The organism is Wolbachia endosymbiont of Brugia pahangi (genome assembly GCF_012030695.1).
In the GTDB taxonomy this organism is placed as follows: Bacteria; Pseudomonadota; Alphaproteobacteria; order Rickettsiales; family Anaplasmataceae; genus Wolbachia.
This window is the reverse complement of sequence record NZ_CP050521.1, coordinates 235,021-257,808: the sequence shown is the minus strand read 5'-3', so window position 1 is coordinate 257,808 and position 22,788 is coordinate 235,021. Positions and strand designations below refer to the sequence as shown.

Genomic DNA, 22,788 nt, shown 5'->3' with positions numbered 1-22,788 from the left:
TTTCTTAATATTAGATTGGTTGCAAAAAACAGCCGAACTGCAGCGTTTAGAATAAAAAACACCTATATTTGAGTACATATAACTAACCACCCACAAGGGTTCTTTTACTTTTTTTAGGTTGATTGAAATTCTAATCTACTTTCGTTATGAAACTTTTTTGTTTAAGCAAGAGGTCTGGGTCTTTTTTTTCTAGTGTAAGCTATTTAGATGACACCACAGAGGATTATAAAATGAGATACAAGTTGGTGAAGCAAGAAATCTGTCTTTAAACTCTCATCTTTTACTTTGGTTTCTTGGGTGAATTTTCTAAAAATAGCATATTACATTAAATTAATTTGAACAAGGGGGAGTTATGGCTCCAAAAACACGCGAAGAGGCATTTAAAGTACTAGGATTATTAGAGAGTGCAAGTATAGAAGAGACTAAAAGGCATATCACAAACTTGCATTGGAATGGTACTATAATAAACAGCAAGGCAAAATCCAAAAAGAGAAAAACAAAGCAATGGAAAAGACTAAGGAAATAACAGTAGCATACGGAATATTAACAAGTCAAGTTGAATAAGAATTCATCAGTAAAAAGTCTAATGATGACTTGGTTAACAATTTAGCTAAATATTTTAAAAATTAGATAAAAGAATTCCGTAAAGAACGCTATGGTTCACATTCAAGTGAAGAAGAAGTTGATTTATTTTGAGGCTCTTGACAATAGAGATCTAGCTAAAACAAAAACTCTGTTAGAAAAAGTTCAAGATACCAACGCACAAACTAAAATTTGTGATATATTTACTGGCAATTCAATATTACACTATATTGTAGAAAACTCTTGTAATAATCCTGAATCAGTTTGGATAGAACTTCTTGAAAAACTTCTATCCAAGTACAGCGCTAATAATTCAATACCAGTTTATAATAGTAGTGTTGATCCATGTCCAAAACTTAACATTAACCCTTAGAGGGATTATTGTGATACCCTTTACTGCTGCGTGTGCACCAGGTAACCTTGATGTTGTAAATTTGTTTTTAAAGTACGAAGCAGACCATAATATATGTGGTATTTGGGCTTCACCACTTTAATTATACTTTAAAGAAAAATAAAAATGATGTTGCTAAGGCACTATTTGAATATGGTGCTAAAATTGATGTAGACTATGTAGAAGAAAGGTTAATTATCAGCGGTACTACAGAATATAGTCAGAGTACGGTGGAAATACTCTTACCGTATGCATCTATATAGACAAAAAACAGGATGTTACAATCAATTGCCTACAGCTATCATGAGAAAACTGATCACGATATTGAAAAAGCAAAATTACTATTGAAGGGAAGTACTAACCCTAAATTTTTCGGTGAAATAGAAAAAGGAGAATTAAATACTAGTACATCATATTTGGCCTAGTCAAAAGGAAAAAGTAAGCTTGTGAAACTATTTAATGAACACAAAGAAAATGTAATTAACAACAATTCACATCCAGTAAAAAATAAGGTATTTAGCCACCTATAACAGATCATAACTCTCCATAAAAACAATCTTCAGAAAGAAGATGGATAATTATAGCTCTAGCGTTATTGTTTAGTGCTATAGGAGCCAAACTGGCTATAATAGGAATTATACATAAAATTGCTGCTATTGAAGCAGTTGTAACAGCCGTGTTGTCAGGAATTGCTGATGCTATAGCAGGTGGTGTAACAGGATATCTTATTAATGCAGCAATAAATCAATGCTGTAATAGTCAGAAATGTGCAACTCAGTAGTTCAAAAATGAGACCAATCTGGTAAATAGGCACTTGTAGGAGTAGAAATTATTTTGTGGCTTTTCCTTTGCCAAGTCTACTAAATACAGTTTAGAACTGCTCTGTGATTCTGTTTTTGTAAAGATATTCCTCTGCCATTTGACAGCCATGCTGGGATTTGATTTATGCTTCTCTGAAAGCAAACGTTCTTCTTCGTCATCTGACTTCATAATTCCTATATAAAAATTTCCTGGTTGAATCTTTGTAAAAACTATAAGACCACGCTTTGGTGACCAAACAGGTGTAGCATATCTCCACTTCCAAAACTAATTCTCTTAGATTCTCTACTTTTTTTTGTAAAATCAATAATGTAAAGTTGCTGACTTCCACTCACATCAGAACTAAAAACCATGTATTTCTGATCTGGAGAAAAAGATGGGGAAGTACTTATAGCTAAACTTTTAGTAATTTTTCTCGTACGTTTACTGCTTAAACCTAAAGATAATATATTTGTCTCACCACCAAATGAATGAGAAATGAGAAGAGATTTGCCATCAGGAAAAAAACTAGGAGCAGAAATAACACCTTTAAATATACCAACTATTGATTTAGTATTTTTTTTAAACTCTTCCATATCATATAGCTTCTGCCATCCAAATATGAGATATAAACAATACTCTCCTCATTTGGTGAAACCCTAGTATTGACACAAATTTATCGCCGTTTGTTAAGTATTTTATATCGCTTTCATCTTGATTCACAACAGCAATTCTGCGTATGGACTTGTAATTACTATCTCTTTACTTCTGCAATGTACTCTATTTTCGTGTTAAAATGCCCCTTTTCACCAATTAATCTATCATGTACTGCATCCGAAATAAGATTGGTAATTTTTCTCTAGTCTTTTGCAGGAAAAACAACTGACTGGGTAAATAACTCTCCTTTTATAAAAGAATCAAACAAATGAAATGATAGCTCTAAGGTACTACCAGATACTTTGTTTAAACTTACTGTAAATAACATATCGCTCTTCCAAGGTTTTTGAATGACATGATTTTATAGCCCCTACGCCTTGTTCTATATTAAATAAACCGCAATTGGATAAATTTTTCTCAATCATTTTTGTAATGCTTTCACTTAATTCACTTTCCAGCTTTGTCTTGCATATACATTTGGACACAACAAAGCTGATATTACCAACACTATCCTTTCTTACATCAACTACAAAGCAGCTTTAGTAAAATAAGAAATAAATAACGGAAGAAGTAATATTAGCTGAACAAGTAAATTCATTAGACTTTCTCCCTCCCAGCAAGCGTTTATTTTGAAGGTAAACTGCATACAGATGACGCCATGAAAGTAGCTGATACACGACTGTTCAAATCCTCGTGTTACAGCACGTGGCATCAGCTTCTGGTGTTATTCCAGTATATGACACTGGAATTCAGTTTTTTGGTAATTTCATCGAAAATGTTGCGCAGTGTGCTTTTTCACAAGCAATTTTTCTAGATCCCAGTGTCACGCACTGGGATGACACCCTCCTGGGTAAACTCAAACACAATGCTTGTACAGCTGTATGCTTGACACAGGTCCTTTGTTTCTAGATTTTAGCGCCACATACTGAAATGACAAGGAGTACATTGTTAACCTCTTACTTAAATAATGGTTAAAAAAAGAGGTTTATTTCATACCTGTTCTATCTGGACCTCAATTATAGGTCTTTTCAGTAAATATTCCTTTAAGATACTAAATATTAAGCTCTCAATCTTACTTCTTACTTTTTTTGTCGACTGTAAATTAAATGCTGACTCAACCGCCTTTATGATCCTTTGTATGATAGCTGCATCTTCTACTGCTTCTAAAACACCAGGCGCAAATACTTTTGGTTTAGCCAGCAATTTATTTTTCTTGTTTACAATTGCTGTCACTACAATAGTTCCAGCATTCCTCATCTTCTTACGCATTCTTATAACATTACTCTCCGGATGACGTAGCAAAATACCATCAACACCAAAATAGTTAACATTAATTGAATCAACTTTCTTTCCGTTCTCCAAGTTAACAATATCACCCGGTGCAATCATTATTGCTTTTTCCACACCACACTCTTTAGCAAATTTTACATGTGCATGCGTATGAATATACTCACCATGGACTGGAATAGACATTTTAGGTTTTATCAAAGAATACATTTCTCTTAGCTCTGCCTTGACTGGATGTCCAGAAGCATGAACACGTTCTGTTTTCTCAGTAACAATCTCCACTCCCATTTCAATGAAAGCATTGAATATAACATGTGCACGAGTTTCATTACCAGGAATAATCTTTGACGAAAAAATTACTGTATCACCTTGTTGCATTTTAAATGCATGATGACTCTTATTAGCAAGTTTTGAGATTGCCGCCATTGGCTCGCCTTGGCAACCAGTACAGATTAATAATAACTTTTCCCTTGGCAAATCTGCCACATCTTTTACTTTACAAAATTCAACAGAATCGGTTAAATACCCACTATTTTGTGCAACTCTTACTATTCTCCACAAGGACCTACCAAGCAAAACCACTTTTCTACCTAGTACCTTTGCAGCTTGGCCTATCGTTTCAATCCGTGCCACGTTTGAAGCAAATAACGACACAGCAACTAGCTTTTTAGACCGCTTTATTATATTATAAATATTGTTATAAATTTCACTTTCTGATTCAGGATTATGCTTGCCTAACACATTTGTTGAATCACAAATTGCTGCAAGCAGATTACCTTTATCACCAATTTCTTTTAAACGACTTATATTAGAAGTTAAACCAACAATAGGTTTTTGATCGAATTTCCAATCACCAGTATGAAGCGCGCTGCCCACATCAGTGCTAACTAATATTGAATGTGCTTCAGGAATTGAATGAGTTACATTTATAAACTCAACAGTGAAAGGACTTAAATTTATACTACCGTTTATATCCACCTCCTTCACAGATACCATACCTTCCAGCCGAAATTCCTTCAGTTTTTCCTTGAGAAAATTAGCTGTGAACTTTGTTGTATATATGGGACATTGTAACTCTTTCCACAAGTAAGGCACTGCACCGCAGTGGTCTTCATGTGCATGCGTAATTATTATTCCAAGCAAATCTTTCTTCCTTTGAGCAATAAAACTTACATCAGCAATTAATAGCTCAATACCTGGCATAGTTTCATCGGCAAAACCAATACCAAGGTCAATCATAATCCACTTGCCTCGGTAATGATACAGGTTAACATTCATCCCAATCCTGCCTACCCCTCCAAGTGGAAGAAATAAAAATTCGTTTTTGTTTATATTCATTAATTTTAAATTATTAAAATGTGAGGATAGCAAAACTTCGGCTTTAAATAAAGGAGTTTGTTACTTTCAATAACCCTAAGGAGAAAAAGAGATCCTCAAGATTTTAGCTACTCTATTTACCAAAACTTATATCCAATGCAAGGTCGATATATACTCAATTTGACCACAAACATTACTTTTAACCACAGTTGACTTTATCTAGTTAATATTCTAAATTGTAAAAAACAGATAGTTTTATGGCAATAAGTCTACTACAAGGCAAAAAGGGATTAATAACTGGAATAATAAACAAGAGATCGATAGCGTACGGTATAGTAAAAACTCTCTCAGAGCATGGTGCAGAATCTGCAGTCACTTACCAGAATGAAATAGTAAAAGAGAGATTATCATCAATAGCAGCTGAATTAAATGTGGAGCTAGTATTAAACTGTGATGTTGCAAATGAAGGAACTATAGATGATGTTTTCAAGTCAATAGAAGAAAAATGGGGTACCCTTGATTTTTTGGTACATGCAATTGCATTCTCTGACAAAAACGAATTAAGCGGCAAGTATGTTAATACTTCACTGAACAATTTCCAAAATGCAATGAATATATCATGCTATTCTTTCACTGCCTTAGCACAGAGGGCTGAAAAAATGATGCCAAATGGCGGCAGTTTACTTACTTTATCTTATTATGGTGCTGAAAAAGTTATGCCAAATTATAACGTCATGGGCTTGTGTAAAGCAGCACTTGAAGCAAGTGTAAAGTATCTAGCATGTGACTTGGGTCCACAAAACATCAGAGTAAATGCCATTTCTGCTGGTCCAATCAGAACTTTAGCGTCTTCTGGAATAAGTGATTTTCACTTCATATCAGAATGGAACAGAAATAATTCTCCTCTTAGACGCAACACTACTCTTGAGGATATTGGAAAAGCAGCACTATATTTATTAAGTGACCTAAGTAGTGGTACTACCGGAGAAATTTTACATGTTGATTCAGGATATAATGTTGTAGGGATGAAGGCAATTGATTCAAATATAATTAATAGCTACCAAAATTGAAAATCGAGCATAAGAAAAAAGCCTTCTAAAAACTGGTAACATGATTTATAATTACTGTCATAAACTTTAAATACTTTATGTTCAAGAAACTAGCTTGGTATTGGTCCTTCGTAGAGTTGATCAAAGGATTTATTATTACCCTCAGGTATGCGTTTAAACCGAAGGTTACGCTTAAGTATCCTATGGAAAAGGGTCCACTAAGCCCAAGATTTCGTGGCGAGCATGCATTGCGTAGATACTCAAACGGTGAAGAACGGTGCATAGCTTGTAAACTATGTGAAGTTATCTGCCCCGCCCAAGCAATAGTTATTGAAGCAGAGGAAAGAGAAGATGGTAGCCGCCGCACTACGCGTTATGATATTGATATGACAAAGTGCATATATTGCGGGCTTTGCCAGGAGGCATGTCCTGTTGATGCAATTGTCGAGGGTCCTAATTTTGAGTTTGCAACAGAAACAAGAGAAGAGCTAATGTATAATAAAGAAAAGCTATTGCGTAATGGTGAAATTTGGGAAGAAGCAATAGCACTCAGACTAAAAAAGGATGTATCGTACCACTAATGCTAGAAGTTTACAATATTAGACCTCTGTTATTCCAGCATCCTCTCATGTCATCCCAGTGCTTGACACTGGGATCCAGAAAAAAACGTGGTCACATACTGGCAAATACTGACCTCCGCTTATTATACAAGAGTTCCACTTATGATCAGAATTACTTTTTTAGCAAAACAAAAAGTAGAAGAATATAGCAGTAGAGTTACTGGTTTTGATATACTACAACCAGATATTTCAAAGGAAGCAATTGCCTTAAGGGTAAACGGTGAGTTGTATGATCTCTCACGTGAAATTGAATCTGATACAGAAATAGATGTGATACAACTTAATGATGAAGAGGGTTTGGATATAATAAGGCACGATGCTGCTCATATAATGGCTCAGGCAGTGAAAGAGCTCTTTCCTAATGCCCAAGTTACTATCGGCCCAACAATTCAGGACGGGTTCTACTACGATTTTGCTATAGATCATACTTTTACCACGGATGATCTTGTTGCAATAGAAAAGAAAATGAAAGAAATTATAAAAAGTAACCACAGATTTATTCGAGAAGTTTGGGCCCGTAAGCAAGCAATTAATTTTTTTAGTAGTATAGGTGAAAAATACAAGGTTGATATTATTTCCTCCATACCAGAGAGCGAAGATCTAACTGTTTATAGACAAGGTGATTTTGTTGACTTATGTCGCGGTCCACACTCTCCTTCAACTAGCAGAGTTAAAGCGTTTAAACTCATGAAAGTCGCAGGAGCATATTGGCGTGGCAATGTAAAGGGCCCAATGTTGCAGCGAATATATGGTACTGCATGGCGAAACAAAGACGAACTAAACATTTATCTTAAACGTCTGGAAGAGGCAAAAAAACGTGACCATCGCAAAATCGCTAAGGATATGGACTTGTTTCACATTCAAGAGGAAGCTGTTGGACAAGTTTTTTGGCATGAACAGGGATATACTTTATATAACGTTCTTGAGTCTTACATAAGGAAAAAATTAATAAACAATGGCTATGCTGAGGTAAAAACTCCTATCTTAGTAAGCAAGGAGTTGTGGGAAAAATCAGGGCATTGGGATAAGTTTCGTGAAAACATGTTTATCGTTGACGAATCTGAGAGTAAAAAACTAGCAATAAAACCCATGAATTGCCCTTGCCATGTGCAGATTTTTAACTCTTATACAAGAAGCTATCGTAATTTACCAATACGTATGGCAGAATTCGGCATGTGCCATAGGAATGAAAGCTCAGGTTCATTACATGGACTAATGCGAGTACGCGGTTTTACACAAGATGACGCACACATTTTTTGCATGGAAGAACAAGTTAATTCTGAGACTGTAAAATTCTGTGCTCTTTTAAAAGAAGTATATTCAGAGCTTGGATTCAATGAAATTTCTGTGAAATTCTCAGACCGTCCAAATGTTAGAGCAGGAGACAATGAAGTGTGGGATAGAGCTGAAAAAGCGTTGCTTGAAGCCGTTAAAGAAGCAGGACTCAGTTATGAACTTAACCCGGGTGAAGGTGCATTCTATGGTCCAAAGTTAGAGTTTATTTTGAAAGACGCAATAGGCAGAAGTTGGCAATGTGGAACGCTGCAAGTTGACTTCATTTTACCAGAACGTCTGGGGGCCTTTTACATAGGAGCAGACGGACAAAAATATCACCCTGTTATGTTGCACAGAGCAATCCTTGGAACTTTTGAACGTTTTATTGGAATTTTAATAGAGCACTATGCAGGAAAATTTCCGCTATGGCTCGCTCCAACACAACTTGTTATTTTAACCGTCACAAATGAAGCTGACAATTATGCCACAGAAATTAGTAACGTTTTAAAAGAACAAGGTGTCAGGGTTAAGACCGATTTAACCAATGAGAAAGTTAGTTATAAGATACGCTTGCATAGTTCAAACAAGGTGCCTATATTATGGATTGTAGGCAAAAATGAAGTTGCAAGCAAAACTGTATCAGTGAGAAATTTAGGATCAGAGAAGCAGGAGTCTTCTTCTTGTGAAAAAGCTGCTAAACTGCTATTAAAGAAAGTATTAATTTAAGTTAAGGGAGCTAAAACTTGCAAGTTAAAAAAAATAGAATTAATGAGTTCATTACAGCTAAGGAGGTACGTTTAGTTGACCATAATGGCGAAATGGTTGGAGTTGTATCAATAGGAAGAGCCTTGACATTTGCACAAAACGTCGGTTTAGACTTGGTGGAAGTTGCACCTGATTCAATTCCTCCAGTATGTAAAATACTGGATTATAGCAAACAAAAGTATGATGCAAAAAAGAAGGCAAGTGAGGCAAAAAAGAAACAAAAAACATTAACTATAAAAGAAATTAAACTAGGTCCCAACATTGGTGATCATGACTATGAAACAAAATTGCGTCACGCAAGGGATTTTCTTACACATGGACATAAAATTAAAGTTACAATGAAATTTAAAGGTAGAGAGCTGATAAATACTGAAGTTGGGCTGGAAAAATTAGAACGGCTAATTAGGGACACTGAGGATATTGCAAAAATAGAATCAGCACCTAAACGGGAAGGAAATCAATATTTCTTAGCTCTGACTGCCAAGTAGCAGAATTTACTAAATAAAACCTTTGACTAGTTCTTATTTAAATAAACGACTACATTCTATCATTTTTAAGGGCGGTCAAGGATTGGCTTTATCTTTCTTAAGCTCTCCATTAATTTAAAACAGATTTTGTTTTAAATTAAAAAGAAAACTGCTTGCATCTTGAAATTTGGTGCAAGTAAGATTGAATATTTGGAAAAAATAGTGTATTACTATTAATACTATTTAAGTTAATTTATTATAGTACTTTCTAAATTCCTTAATAAAGTTGGACCTGACTTTCAAGAAGATCTTTGGCACGGAATAAATAAGAATATTCTTGTCCATTTTTGAGCGATGTTTTAGGGTATACTGAAGTTAATACTATGCAAGAAATAGAATTCATCAGCGTCATTATGAATTCTAAATTTGCTTCTGAGAAACAAAGCATGGTTGGTGTTCTCTGCAAGGATTCTGTTGGTAATAAGTTTGTGGTTGAAATGGAGCTCACTCGTGACAAGGACTTTGAAAAACGTACTCAATATTACGTTGCCAAAGCTTCTCAAGGCAATCTGGTGGATATCATAATTTACAAAAGATTTTCTTTATTACAATATCAAATTGTACTTTATTTCCCGATGAGTCCAATTATATATCTAGCCATACCATAAGAGACGATGAAACTAATGAGCATGATTTACAAGATTTTCAATTCGTATTCATTGAACTATCTAAATTTCCTAAAGGTAAAGTAGACCAATTAACAAGCATAGTAGAACGCTGGTGTTTCTTTATTTAAGTATGCAGAAGAAACAATGGATAAAAATTTAAAGAAGATAGCAGGAGAAGTATTAATAATAAATTAAGCATATGATGAGTTAAACAAGTTTCACTGGGATGAAAAGGACCTAAACAGCGTATGAAGAAAGAATAATGGATCTGTACAAAGAGGAAGCTATCCTTGAACAGAAACTTGGAAGGTATAGAAGAAGGAAAAATTGAAGTGGCAAAGGCAATGCTGGCTGATAATGTTGACACCAACACTATTGTCAAGTTTACTGGTCTTTCCATTAGTGAAATTGAAAGGATTGCAAGATCAAGTAGAAATCAGTGATGGTGACAAAAGCTCTTGTTTTAATAAACAGAGAGTTTAGTAATTGCTCTCTCTTCGATAACGTGGCGAAAATGTCTGATTAATCCTTGAATTGGCCAAGCTGCAGCATCACCAAGTGCGCAAATTGTATTGCCTTCTATTTGAGTTGTAAGGTCAAGTAATTTATCTATTTCACCATGCTTAATATTTCCTGTTACCATTCTTTTCATAATTCTCCACATCCATCCAGTACCCTCGCGACATGGTGTGCACTGTCCACATGATTCATGCATATAGAAGTGCGATAACCTCTCTATTGCAGCTATTATATCAGTCGATTTATCCATCACTATTACAGCAGCAGTACCAAGCCCTGACTGTGCTGCTCTTAATGAATCAAAATCCATTTTAATAATATCACATATAGATTTTGGAATTAATGGTACTGAAGACCCACCAGGTATTACAGCAAGTAAGTTATCCCAACCTCCTCGTACTCCACCCGCATATTCTTCAATCAATTCACGTAGCGGAATTCCAAGTTCCTCTTCAACATTACACGGGTTATTTACATGCCCTGAAACACAAAAGATCTTAGTACCAGTATTATTTGGTTTGCCAAGAGATGCAAACCACTCCCCTCCACGATACAGAATGTCTGGAACCATAGCTATAGTCTCAACGTTGTTTATCGTGGTTGGGCAGCCAAAAAGTCCAACACCAGCAGGAAATGGAGGCTTCATACGGGGAAAGCCCTTTTTTCCTTCGATCGATTCAAGCTGAGCTGTTTCTTCTCCACATATGTAAGCCCCTGCACCTCTATGGATAAACACGTTAAGATCATAACTTGATTTGCATGCATTTTTTCCTATTAGGCCTTCTTTATACGCTTCTTCAAGTGCTTGTTTTAAAACTAAATATTCATTATAAAATTCACCCCTAATGTAAATATATGCAACAGATGCACTAATTGCCCTGCTAGCCAAGAGAACTCCCTCAAGTAATTTGTGTGGCTCATACCGCAATATATCTCTATCTTTACATGTACCAGGTTCTGATTCATCCGCATTGACTACTAAGTATGTTGGCTGCTCTTTTGAAGGATTCTTGGGCATAAAGCTCCATTTAAGACCAGTAGAAAATCCTGCACCCCCTCGACCTCTTAAGCCAGATTTTCTTACTTCATCAATAATTTTTTCTGACCCTAAATCCAATAATTCTTTTGTTTTTTGCCAACTACCACGTTTTTTTGCACCCTTGAGTAGTGGAGTTTCTTTACCACTCAAATTAGTGAATATTTTGTCCTGTTCTTTCACTATGATTCCCGAGACCTTAGTGATCCCGGCGCGAATCGAACGCGCGACCCACTGATTAAAAGTCAGTTGCTCTACCGGCTGAGCTACGGGATCATTTTATTTTTCAGCTATATTAAACAGTAATACAGATTTTATCCGTTTTAATCAAACTAAAATTTTCATATGTGGTTAAATAAATTATATAATAGAATTTTTGCACTCAAATTAGTTTTTAGCAGCACGCTAAGCGCATAATAACTGTCATCCAAAGAAATAAGAAAGCCCATTTTACAGGCCTTAAGAACCCTTATATGGGGATGTTTTAGACCTAAAATTTATCCTTAATCTTTATTTAAGTGACAAAAGCACATTATTAAACTAGGTGTGTTATGTTTAATTTTTCTTATATAGACACTCCATGTCTTTATAAATTTTTATCTACGTTAGCTGAATCTCGCTTATTAGGTAATGTAATAAGCGCCAAGTTTTTGAGAGAACAGTAAACAACTCACATTGCATTGTTCTTTATTTAAGAATTAGTTCAAAAATCAACTAACCTTCTTTTTTTTATAAAGAAATTATTTGAAAAACTTCTGCATTACCCTTATCGTGACGTTATGGATATTTATAATTCCAAGGTTGACTACTTACCAAGCATATAAGACATTAATGTCAAGTTCCTACAAGAGATATCACTAAGGTTTCTTTTGCCCTTTTTCTTCCTAAGAAACTTCTTCAACCAACTCCTCTTGTTGAACCAACATATAACCAAATTCCTGTGCCCTTTTGATCAAATTTTTCACACTTTCTTTTTATAACGTGTTTCATAGTAGCTTATACCTCTTTCCACATATCCTTGTCCACATTTCAACATTTGATAGAAGATACGTGCTAACTTTCTTATAGTAGCAGTAATTGCCTCTGGGGTTCTTAAAAACTTAAATTAAGGAGCTTCTTCCTGGTTTGACAGATTTCTTCTGTTCGGTGCTACTTGGTAAATTTCTTAACGCTTATAATTTAGACTGATTGCAGCTCAAAAGCAACTGAGTTGCAGTTATTAAGCATTTAGAATAGGAGAATGCCATGTTTCAAAGTTAAATGTAAATAACTAGCCGACCACGGGGATTCTTTTGCCTTTTTTTATTTAGTAAATTTCTTAATGTTTATGGCTAAAGCAATTTAAGAGAGAGGTCACCCAAACTTGAGATCCAGAAAAAGTAGGGTGTCATTTCAGCATATGACGCTTGGATTTAGAAAAAAACAACCTGATCCCAGTACCAAGCACACAGCTGTACAAATATTACTTATGGAAAAGAATAAAGGTAATAATCGTAGACTTTTTCTGGATCTCCACCACAATATTCAATGACAGATTTTAAGATTTCGAGCCTAAGTTCATTTATAAACGCTCTCCTTGCAAACTTGTAACTCTTGACTTCACTGCGTTTCTTGTATTTCATTAATAAAACAGAGGTGATGAGAATCATATACAATGTAACAAAAATTGTGTTTTTGCTGTACCTAAGAAAATGCCTGGTATTGAGCTTTTGCTTAATAAATTTGAAAAAAACTTCTATTGACCAGTACTTTTTGTAAAAAGCACAAATTTCCTCAACAGATATTTCGTAAATATTGGTTAAAAATGTGAGAATCTCACCACTTTCTTGGTTTTTTGTTTTAATTGGCCTGATTTCAAACTGCAAAAACGCCGAACCTTTTGCACTAACTGGACTATCATATCTTCTGTCAGTTCAAGCGTTTCCGTTTGTACACCTGTAATCTTTGCGTGAATACGAACCATTTTATTTGTCATTGCCATGATTGATAAAATATACATTTTTCCCTAAAAACTCCTCAAAAGGAGCACGTTTTTATAGCTCACGGTCAAACAGCAAATTGACTCTTGACCGTGATTTAAAATCATTTCCCGGAACGATTTATAATACGAAAAACTTTCTGCCTGAGTACATAAATCAAACAATTTTCAAACCTCCCATCTGCTGCAACAGTGCACTTTATCACGTCTCTTTACAATATTTCGTGCTTCTGCAGGAAATACCAAGCCGTAGTAATTTACTTGATAGTTGAAGTGTCGTTGAATCTATAATCAGCAACTTTCGTTGATTCCCCCGGGCTACAAAAACTCTACAACATGAATAGAAAAATCCTCTTAAAGTACTCAACAGGTATTGTTTTTAAGCGGCTTGCTACTGATGAATGGCGTGTATCTAAGTTGAACATGCGGCGATAATTTTTCTCAATTATCCGCAAGCTCATCTCATTTTTCTCTAGTATGCTATACAACAATAAATTGAAAACATTTTCCCCGTAAATTTGCTAACTCTATAATTTACGTCAACAGCCCCATCCATTTTTCCCAGCTCTTCTTTTGGCAATTTTGATATCATTTCTTTGTAGTAGAACATCATATTCCCAAAATTCCTACAATATTTCACTACTTTTACAATGCCCGTATAGCATGCTTTAGGCCTAACAACTGCAGGTAATTTTAAATGTTTATTTCAAAACACAATGTTCACACAATTTATTCAAGGGATTTACTTAGTGGCAAAACTTGCCCTGATATGCTGCAATCCTCAGAAGCTAGCTCCACAAATTTGTCTGTTAGTTTATTAGGTAATATCAATTCAGATATATCTTTTCCGGGAAATGCCTGCTTATACATTTCACTATCAACAGGCCCTTCTGAATACACAGCATTCACACACAATTTTGTATGTTTTGTCTCAGATGCATATATCTTTACCATGATTTCCAGTGCAGCTTTACTTGCAGCATAAGGTACCCAATATGGATAAGAAGAAGGAGAAAGCGTCACTTCTGAGGTCATGAATATCACTCTTCCAGAATTGGATTTTTTTAGTACTGGATCTAAGTTTTTTAGTAAGTACCAATTGGCAGTAAAATTTGTATTCATTACATTCTGTAGCTCTTCAAGCTCACAGTCATGAACAAGATTCAATTTACCTAAAATTCCAGTGCATGCAACTAATATATCAAGCGCCCCAGATTCTGATAATTTTAGGCTTTCTATCATATTTGCCAATATCTTTACGTTTTCAAAGTCCAAAAGATCAAGCTGAATTAGCTTAACAGAACCCTCTTTGAATTCATCAAGCTTTTCGATTTCATCATATAGCTGCTTGAGATTATCAATAGACCTCGAAATCAAAATTACATATGCACCTTCCCTCACAAATCTTTTTGCAACGGCTGATCCCATTCCACCTGAAGCCCCGGTAATTAAAGCTATTTTGCCTTCTAACTTACCCATTTCTTTTTCCTTAGCGAGATCCATTAAAACATTTTAGCTGAAAATTAAACTTTGCTCCATATATAAAAATTAAACTCACCATATAAAAAAACAGTAATGACACTACCACGCCACCCAAGCTTCCGTATATTAAATCCAGTTGGTCAAAGGAAGCTCTTAAGTATTGTTTGAAAGCTGAAGCAGAAACTGTCCAAAGCATAACAGCTATATAAGATCCAGGAAATACATCTGACACATTTTGTCTTATGTTGGGCAGCATAAAGTATAGCCAGGAAACTACTATGAAAAGTACGAATTCAATGAGAAGATACCTAGTATAACTTAGCCCATGGTAAGAAAAATCGATTAGCATTGGCACTAATGTAGAAAATACTATAGTTAGAGTTATAATAAACGTAATTATTAAGAATTGTAATATACTTAATATTCTCCTTAATACATAAGGAGGCGAAACCGGAACTTTATAGGCTTTATTTAATATCGTTCTTAACCCTTCAATTGTCGACGAAGCAGTCCAAATAGCACCCACAATTGCTAAAGTTAATAAACTTTGTGGTGGCCCTGATATTATCTCCCTAATGCGCGGCATTAAAGATGCTAAAATGTCCTGTGGCATGTTGTCAATTATAAATGTCCAGCCAATGTTATATTGGTCTAAGAAATTCGCAAATGTTGACGCCAAAGCCATTAAGACAATGAGAAACGGAAATATCGACAACAAGATTAAAAATGATAAATATCCCGCATGTTCCATCCCGTCATTATAAATTGTGTCAATCAAAGCATGATAAAGACAATAAATAATACCGTAAAATTTCTTCAGTAACTTATTCACTATATTACAAATAAACCAAGTAAAATATTCTAAATGAAATAAAATATATCTTTAAGCAAAAAACCCTCTAATGATACCGAGAATTGTTATGTATTGTCACTTTTTTGTCATCCATATTCTCTCTTTCAAACAACACAAAATTCATTTCATTTCAACACATAACCAGAAAAAATACTAGCGTCTACTTACTGAAGATGGTAGGAGGTAGTGCAAGAAGTTTTATAATGTATGCGATTGATAGAGGTCACAACAACCAGATTAAGCCTAGTCTAGTTTAATTTTTGAGTTCTTAGCAGGTAGTTAAGCTTGGATTTAATAATACTGTATTGGCACCTTCGCTTTCTCCATCAATAAGATAAGCTCGATCGAATACCTTTGTTTCAAGATAATTGTTTTTTTCGTCAAAGAATAAGCTAATGACTTTACAAAGTTGCATTTCTGTTTTTCTAATCTCTTCTTGATCTTCTAAAGATATTCCTAGTAGCTTTTGTTCTAGTTACTCATTTTCTTCTTGTAATTGCTCTAAACTTTTCTTTAACTTTTTTATCTCCAAATTTTTCTCTCGATTTCCTCTTTCAAACTTCTTATTTCCTCACCTTATATCTACTTCTCTATTTTACCTACAGGTAACTTCTTACCTGTATTAGGTTGTTTCCTCCTCTAAAGCTTTTTTTCACAGTTTATTTAATCCTTCAGCTAATTGTTTTAATCTCTAATCGCTCTTTGTCTAGCTTTGATGAAAGTTCTGCTAAGCGTTGTTTATAATCATCCTTTACGTTTTCGGTCATCTCTTTCACTTCTTTCTCTAGTACACTTAATTGAGCTTTAGCTTCTTTCAATTCTTTCCCATTCTCTCCTTAACTTCTTCACCTTTCTCTAACTTTTCCGTAGCTCTTTGTTAATCTTGTCTGTTGATTAGGCTCTCGTTTTTTTCTTCTTTTAGTTGACTCTTCAATTCTGCTATTCCAGCATTTCTATCCCTTTGACTTTGTTCTAGTACGCCTTCTCTCGTTTTAATCCCTTAATGTCTCAATCCTTCCCAGCTAATTCTTTTATCTTTTTTTTCCAATTCAGCTTTAAACTTTTTAACTTTCTTTTCCAAAATTTGCTTTTCCTTGATTAATCCATTTGTCCTCTCATCACTTTTCTCTGTTATTTTTCCATTATGGCCTTCTAACCCTTTATTTTCCCCTCCAAGATGCTTGTTCTTTTCTTCTAATCTTTTACTCTATTCTCTAATTCATTTCCCCTCGTTCATGCACTTCTCTGTTATCATATGAATCATTCTCATATATTTCATCTTCACTGCTAACCTCGCTATTAATGAAAAAAGAACTTCTGCGTGAAGAAAACGCGGACAGGCTTCCAGGAGAAAAGAATACTCACTGTTATTTTGTGTAGGCAATTGCGGTGATGTAGGTGATTTCATGTAAACGTTTCCTTCTTCGATATTTGCTAATCGTCTACACTCTGGCCCATGTCAGTAAAAGCTTTATACAGAGTTTTTCCACTAATAAAAACTTCTTTATTCTGTTTAACCAACTTTAATATTTCACTTTTTTTCCCTTCTGGTAATGGACTTTTGAACTTCGAAACACCAAACCCACCAGTAGCACTTTGGATACCACCAGATCCTACCTTCACAGTCATGCTACAATTTATGCTATTCCCTTCAGGATCCTTAGCCTGCCAGTTAATGGTCATCTTGCATGGACCAAAGCCAGTAAAATCATAGTACCTCTCATTGCCTTTTTCTTGTACGCAGCTATTTTACTGTCTTTTCCTAAAAACATGTGATAAACCTAATCTTCATTGTTAGCTCTTAAAACATCACTGATTTTTATTAATTCTTCTTTATTTTCAAACCTAATGTTAAAGTTATTATCTTTTGTCGAATACGCTAAGAATTTTTGGCTTGGTAAGAATGCTTCAAATTTCTTATGTGTTTTATTTATTGATTTTTTAAATTCTCCTTTCCACTTTAAATTTACCTGTTCTGTAATATTCTCATCTTCTTTCTTGTACAAAAGATCAATAAAATGCTAGACTAAATTTTTTCTTTCTAGTTGCTCTATAGTGCCCTGAAGGCTGCTAGAAGATTGAATAAAACTTAAAATATTATTTTTCTTTCATTCATCTACATCTAAATTCTGACCCTCAATAGATATATTTTCATTTTTTTCCGACATAGACGAAATCTCTGTTCTCCTCTAGCATAATTTTACATTTCTAGAGAATATAGAAAATATTAATATCTTTAACTTAAAAATTAATTAATTACGAGAGTAAATAAAGAAGAAACTTGAGCGCTTGTCTATAATGCTATATAGTAGTTACTCTGAGCAGTATAGTATGGACAATACCATTATAAGAAAATATGATATTAGGGGCGTGGTAGGCAAAGATCTACAGATTAACGATGGATATGAAATAGGCAGAAAGTTTGGCCAGACTGTAGCTAATGTTTGTGTAGGCTATGACAGTAGAATAGATTCACCAAGTATAGAAAAAGAATTAATTAGGGGCTTAACTTTATCCGGAGCAAATGTTATACGCATTGGATTATGCTCTTCACCTATGCTCTACGCTGCAACGCAAATCACACAGGCAGACCTTGGCATTATAATAACCGCCTCCCACAACCCAAGCGACTATAATGGCTTTAAATTTTTCAGTAGTGAAAAAGTTTACTTAGATCAAGAAACAAAGGAAATTATAAGTAGTTCAATTAAAAACAGTACAAAAATTGGAAGTTTAATCAATGTAAATATATATAGCCAATACATTCGCGTATTAAAAAGTGCGGTAAAGAACAATTCTACACAAAAACTAAAGATAGCCTGGGATTGTGGAAATAGTCCAGCAAGTGGAATCTTAAGGTATATTGAAACGATCTTACCTGGTCATACACATATTATAATCAATAACTCTATAGATGGAGTATTTCCATTGCATAATCCAGATCCCATAGAAGAAAAAAATCTCGTTCAACTTATTGATATTGTAAAGCAAGACAAATGTGATCTTGGCATTGCACTCGATGGTGATAGTGATAGGGTGCGCTTAATTGATAATAAAGGCAGTATTGTTTCTAATGATCATTTATTTATGATTTTTGTACGTGAAGTATTAGAGGAATGTCCACGCAGCAAAGTTATTGCCAATGTAAAAATGAGTATGAAAGTGCATGATTTCGTTAGCAAGTTAGGGGGGCAAGTGGTTACCTGTGCCACCGGGCACTCACTAGTTAAGAAAAAGATGTTAGAGGAAGGAGCAAAGTTTGCTGGTGAATTAAGTGGGCATTTTTTCTTCTCCGAGCTAGGTTTTGATGATGGACTATATTCTGCTATTAAGGCCATTGACATTTTACTTAAGCAAAGTCAGGGCCTATCTCAGATGATTGAGGATTTACCAAAGCTATATATCACCCATGAAGTGAAGATTGTGGTTAAAGATGAAAAAAAATTTCAAATAATTGAATTAATAAAGAAAACACTAGAGCAACAAAACATTGCATTTTCAGATCTTGATGGTATTAAAGTAACCGGCAACGATAATAAAGGATGGTGGCTCCTTAGGGTATCAAATACACAAAACTGCATTACAGCAAGGTGCGAAGGAGATACCTTGGAAGATTTTGAACTTACTAAAAAGGTCCTGTTTCGTTATATTGATAAAGCAAGGTCTTTAGATTGTAATCTTTCATAAAAACAAAATTAATTTACAAAATTAGCATAACTACTACCTTGAAATATATCAACATAAATGAAAAGAAAATCAGCAATGCACAAGACTGCTTTGAATCAGTAGTTGAAACTGGTTCATAGATCTTGTGCCTAGAATCACCACTAACCTAACTATAACATACACAATTAAAGCCATTGCAGCTTGAACATTTATAATCCCATCGTTCTAGTTCTTTATTACAATTCTTACACTTCCAGCACGGATCAGGCAAAGCTTCTGAGCCCATCTTGTTTAGCCAATAAATTGTCTGATCTTGCTCTTGTAACACAATCTTGAGCTGCACCATAATGAGGTAGATTGACATGTAATTAGCTTTTTTTATAGCAGTATTTAGATATTGACTTGCAAGATCGTATTTACCTGAACTAATTGAGGATGAAGCAAGTAAACAATAACTAAAATAATAATCGGGGCGTAAGTTATATAACCTCTCAGCACCTTCACTATTCAAACTGATGTAAATTTTAGCTGATTGAGGAGTAGGGTTTACTGTGTACTCCGCCTCTAGTACTGCAGAAGCTTTTCTGATCTTTCCAAGCCTAATATACAACTCTGCCTTTAAATAATTGATAGGTTGAAAAGTTACACAATAACTTTGTGCCCTAAATAAAGACTTCACAGCCTCTTTAAAATTTCCTTTACTTTCATATTGTTTTGCCAAAGCACAATAAAAAACTGCAAGCATCTTTTTACAATCAAAGGGAAGAAAAACATTGAACTTAATAGCTTCCTTTAATCTCGAAATTGCATTGACCCAATCTTCTTGCAGTGCACAGTGTTCTATCTGAAAGGGAATAGATAGAATTCTGTCATTAACTGAGCTAGAGCAATACTCTATGAATTTTTGAAAGATTATTCTTTCCTGTTTGAGATGAGCAATCAGCTTATTGGTTAGAAGCAGAGCTAAGTTACGATTTTTACTTGCAATATCTGTTAAACCATTACTGAAAAAGCTGTAATTCCCCGTCTTACCTGAGTTAAAAATCTTTATTAGAGATAACCTATCGGTTTTCTGATTTAGACTTTTAACTAGCTTATGAGCATCTTCTATATTACCTAAATCTATGCTAAAAAATGCCTCAAAAAGAAGCAGTTCTTCTCTGTCTCTTTTTCTATTTCTTATATTGGCAAATGTTGACGAAATGGAAGAAAAAAAGCGCGTAAGTGTAACTGATAAAAACAATAAAGCTACACAAGCAAAAATAATAAAACATAGATCAGCACTTATAGTGTAACTCCCTAATTCTAACTTTACTACTTCACCACTCACCTTAGCCCATATACCAAATAAAAATGAGAGGGCAAAAATTATAAAATAAATCATGAGACATATTGTAATAAGTGATGATATATTATTGAAATATTCTTAGAAGCCACAATAAAACTATTCAATCTATTAAGCCATGGTTTGAATTCTGGGTTTATTAAACTGCCTACTGCAGCGGCCACACTTTGCCAATCATTATCGTTTACTAACTTTTCAATTTCTGCAAATTTTGTTCTTAACGGGTCATTTTTATCTCGTATTTTTACCCAGTTTGAAATGATTTTTTGAAACAGTGTACCTTTATTGTAGTTAATAATAGCAATAGTTTTTTCAAAAGATAAATTCAATTCACGTAAAGTATTTATCTCTTCTAAACTTTCTAATTCATTCACTGCATTCTCTATCTCTGGATCATCAAGCTCTGATATCAAAGGTTTCATTGAATTTATATAGTTATCAAATTTTGCTTCTTGCAATAATGAATTTTTCATCTTAACTACAAGCAAAAGTAATTTTGCAAGATTCCTATACCTTGCACTACCATCACCTATCTGCTCACATTGAGTGAGCAAACTTCTTTTGAAATCAAATATCTTTTTTTCTATTCTTGACTGATTAATTTCAAGCAATGCCCTAAGCTCATCTATGTTCCCGGTCAAAGCCTCTATATTGTTCTCACTCTCCTGTTGATTTACTTTTAAAAACACTATGTTATTTATTGTAATATAACTAGCAAATAATAATGCAATTAAGAACCAGCCTATGCATTTTTGCCAAGTACTATTCATAACGTAGTATCTCCGCAGGGTCTTGCGCAGCTGCCTGTAATGCAGGAGCAACTGTCGCTAGAAATGATAAGAATAATGCAAGTGCAGAAATATTTACTATGTCTTGAGGGACTAATATTACTGGTAAACTTGAAAAAAAGTATACCATAGGATCAAGTAGCTTAACGTTAGTAATGCTTTCTAAAAATACTCTAATATTTTCAATATTGAGAGAAAAAACAACACCTATAATACAACCAAGACAAGTTCCTGTAAAACCAATTAGTAATCCACAAATGCAAAATATGCGCATAATGCTCCCACTTGTTGCACCAAATGTGCGCATAATTGCAATCGCAGATTTTTTTTCTTGCACTATCATCATTAAATTCGAGACAATATTAAATGCCGCTACAATTATAATCAAAGTAAGAATTAAAAACATCACATTTCTTTCAGTCTCCAAAGCATTAAAATAGTGGCTCTGTTGTAATTGCCAACTTCTAGCTTCCATTCCCGTTTCTTTTTCTATAATATTTGCTAGCTCATTAGCCTTAGTAAGGTCACTCACAAATACTTCTATGTTTCTTGCACTATCTCTATAGTGAAAAAAAGCTTGTGCTGATTTTATGGGCATGTATATCAAGGTATTATCATACTCAAACATGCCCATATCAAATATCGCTATGACCTCATATTCTTTCATTCTCGGCACCTCACTAAGCAATGAATCAAACCCCTCAGATGATATAAGCACAATTTTATCTCCATAACCAACGTCCAATACTTCCGCTAAGCGTGCCCCTATTACTACTCCTTCATCGAATTTTCTCACATCACCTACAATTACACTGTTTTTAATAGTAGTATTATTAAGCAAATCTTTAGCTGACACACCCCGCACTACAGCACCAACAATTCTGCTATTCGCTGTAATGATAACTTGATCATTGGTCATAAGGGTTGCTTTTAATACACCTGGAATCTTCTTAACAGATTCTAATACTGTACGGTAATCTGAATTTATGTTTCTATCAAAATAAACATTGATATGGCCATCAATGCCAAGTATTGAGTCAAGCAACCTTGCTCTAAATCCGTTCATTACAGACATCACCACTATTAATGTCGCAACTCCAAGAGCAATACCTATAATAGAGAACAAAGTCATTGCAGAGCAAAATTTGGCATTCTTTGCTCGCAAATAGCGAACAGCCATAGTAATTTCAAAGACAATGGACATTACTTGAGATTAAATATTATATTTTTAAGATTCATATAATC

Annotated in this window: 21 protein-coding genes, 1 tRNA gene and 3 pseudogenes; 10 read left to right on the top strand and 15 right to left on the bottom strand. The window is 34.4% G+C overall.

The window, feature by feature from the left end; genetic code table 11:
- The first annotated feature begins 352 nt into the window (after positions 1 to 352).
- From WBP_RS01270 to WBP_RS01255, 4 genes are all read left to right on the top strand, one after another.
- Positions 353 to 526 carry a hypothetical protein gene (locus tag WBP_RS01270; RefSeq protein WP_167895826.1) on the top strand — a complete coding sequence of 58 codons (174 nt, stop codon included), beginning with the start codon at positions 353 to 355 and terminating at the stop codon, positions 524 to 526.
- Between the two features lie 129 nt (positions 527 to 655).
- The gene (locus WBP_RS01265; RefSeq protein ID WP_167895825.1) at positions 656 to 955 is read left to right on the top strand and encodes a hypothetical protein; all 300 of its coding nucleotides are present in this window, start codon (positions 656 to 658) and stop codon (positions 953 to 955) included.
- A gap of 95 nt (positions 956 to 1,050) precedes the next feature.
- Positions 1,051 to 1,236 carry a hypothetical protein gene (locus WBP_RS01260; protein WP_011256664.1) on the top strand — a complete coding sequence of 62 codons (186 nt, stop codon included), beginning with the start codon at positions 1,051 to 1,053 and terminating at the stop codon, positions 1,234 to 1,236.
- Positions 1,237 to 1,568: 332 nt separating this feature from the next.
- On the top strand, positions 1,569 to 1,754 hold the full coding sequence (locus tag WBP_RS01255) for a hypothetical protein (RefSeq protein ID WP_011256665.1): 186 nt from the start codon (positions 1,569 to 1,571) through the stop codon (positions 1,752 to 1,754).
- Between the two features lies 1 nt (position 1,755).
- On the opposite strand, the pseudogene WBP_RS01250 reads toward WBP_RS01255, so the two are convergent.
- A pseudogene (locus WBP_RS01250) lies at positions 1,756 to 3,026 on the bottom strand (protein TolB).
- Between the two features lie 392 nt (positions 3,027 to 3,418).
- Positions 3,419 to 5,053, bottom strand: a complete 1,635-nt coding sequence (locus tag WBP_RS01245) for a ribonuclease J (protein WP_167895824.1) — start codon at positions 5,051 to 5,053, stop codon at positions 3,419 to 3,421.
- A gap of 236 nt (positions 5,054 to 5,289) precedes the next feature.
- Between WBP_RS01245 and WBP_RS01240 the strand changes: the two genes are divergently transcribed.
- From WBP_RS01240 to WBP_RS01220, 5 genes and pseudogenes are all read left to right on the top strand, one after another.
- Positions 5,290 to 6,102: an enoyl-ACP reductase FabI gene (locus WBP_RS01240; protein ID WP_167895823.1), complete on the top strand. Its 813-nt coding sequence runs from the start codon at positions 5,290 to 5,292 to the stop codon at positions 6,100 to 6,102.
- A 77-nt stretch (positions 6,103 to 6,179) separates the two neighbouring features.
- Positions 6,180 to 6,662, top strand: a complete 483-nt coding sequence (gene nuoI / locus WBP_RS01235) for an NADH-quinone oxidoreductase subunit NuoI (protein ID WP_167895822.1) — start codon at positions 6,180 to 6,182, stop codon at positions 6,660 to 6,662.
- A 141-nt stretch (positions 6,663 to 6,803) separates the two neighbouring features.
- The gene (gene thrS, locus WBP_RS01230) at positions 6,804 to 8,702 is read left to right on the top strand and encodes a threonine--tRNA ligase (RefSeq protein ID WP_167895821.1); all 1,899 of its coding nucleotides are present in this window, start codon (positions 6,804 to 6,806) and stop codon (positions 8,700 to 8,702) included.
- A 17-nt stretch (positions 8,703 to 8,719) separates the two neighbouring features.
- Positions 8,720 to 9,229 carry a translation initiation factor IF-3 gene (gene infC, locus WBP_RS01225; protein ID WP_167895820.1) on the top strand — a complete coding sequence of 170 codons (510 nt, stop codon included), beginning with the start codon at positions 8,720 to 8,722 and terminating at the stop codon, positions 9,227 to 9,229.
- A 237-nt stretch (positions 9,230 to 9,466) separates the two neighbouring features.
- A pseudogene (locus WBP_RS01220) lies at positions 9,467 to 10,319 on the top strand (Rpn family recombination-promoting nuclease/putative transposase).
- Positions 10,320 to 10,339: 20 nt separating this feature from the next.
- Here the strand turns inward: WBP_RS01220 and nuoF are convergent.
- The 10 genes and pseudogenes from nuoF to WBP_RS01175 all read right to left on the bottom strand — a co-directional run bounded on the left by nuoF (position 10,340) and on the right by WBP_RS01175 (position 17,750).
- On the bottom strand, positions 10,340 to 11,617 hold the full coding sequence (gene nuoF, locus WBP_RS01215) for an NADH-quinone oxidoreductase subunit NuoF (protein WP_167896295.1): 1,278 nt from the start codon (positions 11,615 to 11,617) through the stop codon (positions 10,340 to 10,342).
- A gap of 17 nt (positions 11,618 to 11,634) precedes the next feature.
- Positions 11,635 to 11,707, bottom strand: a tRNA-Lys gene (locus WBP_RS01210).
- Between the two features lie 1,190 nt (positions 11,708 to 12,897).
- Positions 12,898 to 13,053 carry a hypothetical protein gene (locus WBP_RS05500; RefSeq protein ID WP_246166046.1) on the bottom strand — a complete coding sequence of 52 codons (156 nt, stop codon included), beginning with the start codon at positions 13,051 to 13,053 and terminating at the stop codon, positions 12,898 to 12,900.
- A gap of 48 nt (positions 13,054 to 13,101) precedes the next feature.
- Positions 13,102 to 13,296, bottom strand: a pseudogene (locus WBP_RS06150) (transposase); the annotation flags it as partial.
- Positions 13,297 to 14,138: 842 nt separating this feature from the next.
- Complete coding sequence (locus tag WBP_RS01200) at positions 14,139 to 14,912, bottom strand: SDR family NAD(P)-dependent oxidoreductase (RefSeq protein ID WP_167895818.1); 774 nt, start codon at positions 14,910 to 14,912, stop codon at positions 14,139 to 14,141.
- A complete protein-coding gene (locus WBP_RS01195) occupies positions 14,899 to 15,723 on the bottom strand; it encodes a YihY/virulence factor BrkB family protein (protein WP_011256674.1) in 825 nt (274 codons plus the stop codon). Before WBP_RS01195 ends, WBP_RS01200 begins: the two co-directional genes overlap by 14 nt.
- A 692-nt stretch (positions 15,724 to 16,415) precedes the next feature.
- Positions 16,416 to 16,562 carry a hypothetical protein gene (locus tag WBP_RS01190; protein WP_167895817.1) on the bottom strand — a complete coding sequence of 49 codons (147 nt, stop codon included), beginning with the start codon at positions 16,560 to 16,562 and terminating at the stop codon, positions 16,416 to 16,418.
- A 401-nt stretch (positions 16,563 to 16,963) separates the two neighbouring features.
- Complete coding sequence (locus WBP_RS01185; protein ID WP_167895816.1) at positions 16,964 to 17,152, bottom strand: hypothetical protein; 189 nt, start codon at positions 17,150 to 17,152, stop codon at positions 16,964 to 16,966.
- Positions 17,153 to 17,178: 26 nt separating this feature from the next.
- Complete coding sequence (locus tag WBP_RS01180; RefSeq protein ID WP_167895815.1) at positions 17,179 to 17,427, bottom strand: hypothetical protein; 249 nt, start codon at positions 17,425 to 17,427, stop codon at positions 17,179 to 17,181.
- A 98-nt stretch (positions 17,428 to 17,525) separates the two neighbouring features.
- Entirely contained in the window at positions 17,526 to 17,750 is a 225-nt protein-coding gene (locus WBP_RS01175) for a hypothetical protein (protein ID WP_167895814.1), read from the bottom strand.
- Positions 17,751 to 18,075: 325 nt separating this feature from the next.
- Here WBP_RS01175 and WBP_RS01170 point away from each other — a divergent pair, with 325 nt between their 5' ends.
- Positions 18,076 to 19,431 (top strand): phosphomannomutase/phosphoglucomutase, encoded by a 1,356-nt coding sequence (locus WBP_RS01170; protein WP_179958983.1) that lies wholly within the window; start codon positions 18,076 to 18,078, stop codon positions 19,429 to 19,431.
- Positions 19,432 to 19,576: 145 nt separating this feature from the next.
- Here WBP_RS01170 and WBP_RS01165 read toward each other — a convergent pair whose 3' ends face one another.
- From WBP_RS01165 to WBP_RS01155, 3 genes are read right to left on the bottom strand one after another with little or no spacing between them, the layout of a single operon-like run.
- On the bottom strand, positions 19,577 to 20,794 hold the full coding sequence (locus WBP_RS01165) for a heme biosynthesis protein HemY (RefSeq protein ID WP_167895812.1): 1,218 nt from the start codon (positions 20,792 to 20,794) through the stop codon (positions 19,577 to 19,579).
- Entirely contained in the window at positions 20,791 to 21,525 is a 735-nt protein-coding gene (locus WBP_RS01160) for a hypothetical protein (protein WP_167895811.1), read from the bottom strand. The genes WBP_RS01165 and WBP_RS01160 overlap by 4 nt, the downstream gene beginning before the upstream one ends.
- Positions 21,518 to 22,747, bottom strand: a complete 1,230-nt coding sequence (locus WBP_RS01155) for a lipoprotein-releasing ABC transporter permease subunit (protein WP_167895810.1) — start codon at positions 22,745 to 22,747, stop codon at positions 21,518 to 21,520. Before WBP_RS01155 ends, WBP_RS01160 begins: the two co-directional genes overlap by 8 nt.
- Positions 22,748 to 22,788 lie beyond the last annotated feature (41 nt).

Bases quoted from the DNA above. Each gene is read 5' to 3' on its own strand.
- WBP_RS01270 (WP_167895826.1), top strand. From the start codon at position 353: ATGGCTCCAAAAACACGCGAAGAGGCATTTAAAGTACTAGGATTATTA.
- WBP_RS01265 (WP_167895825.1), top strand. From the start codon at position 656: ATGGTTCACATTCAAGTGAAGAAGAAGTTGATTTATTTTGAGGCTCTT.
- WBP_RS01245 (WP_167895824.1), bottom strand. From the start codon at position 5,053: ATGAATATAAACAAAAACGAATTTTTATTTCTTCCACTTGGAGGGGTA.
- WBP_RS01240 (WP_167895823.1), top strand. From the start codon at position 5,290: ATGGCAATAAGTCTACTACAAGGCAAAAAGGGATTAATAACTGGAATA.
- nuoI (WP_167895822.1), top strand. From the start codon at position 6,180: ATGTTCAAGAAACTAGCTTGGTATTGGTCCTTCGTAGAGTTGATCAAA.
- thrS (WP_167895821.1), top strand. From the start codon at position 6,804: ATGATCAGAATTACTTTTTTAGCAAAACAAAAAGTAGAAGAATATAGC.
- WBP_RS05500 (WP_246166046.1), bottom strand. From the start codon at position 13,053: ATGAAATACAAGAAACGCAGTGAAGTCAAGAGTTACAAGTTTGCAAGG.
- WBP_RS01200 (WP_167895818.1), bottom strand. From the start codon at position 14,912: ATGGATCTCGCTAAGGAAAAAGAAATGGGTAAGTTAGAAGGCAAAATA.
- WBP_RS01185 (WP_167895816.1), bottom strand. From the start codon at position 17,152: ATGAAATCACCTACATCACCGCAATTGCCTACACAAAATAACAGTGAG.
- WBP_RS01180 (WP_167895815.1), bottom strand. From the start codon at position 17,427: ATGACCATTAACTGGCAGGCTAAGGATCCTGAAGGGAATAGCATAAAT.
- WBP_RS01170 (WP_179958983.1), top strand. From the start codon at position 18,076: ATGGACAATACCATTATAAGAAAATATGATATTAGGGGCGTGGTAGGC.
- WBP_RS01165 (WP_167895812.1), bottom strand. From the start codon at position 20,794: ATGATTTATTTTATAATTTTTGCCCTCTCATTTTTATTTGGTATATGG.
- WBP_RS01160 (WP_167895811.1), bottom strand. From the start codon at position 21,525: ATGAATAGTACTTGGCAAAAATGCATAGGCTGGTTCTTAATTGCATTA.
- WBP_RS01155 (WP_167895810.1), bottom strand. From the start codon at position 22,747: ATGTCCATTGTCTTTGAAATTACTATGGCTGTTCGCTATTTGCGAGCA.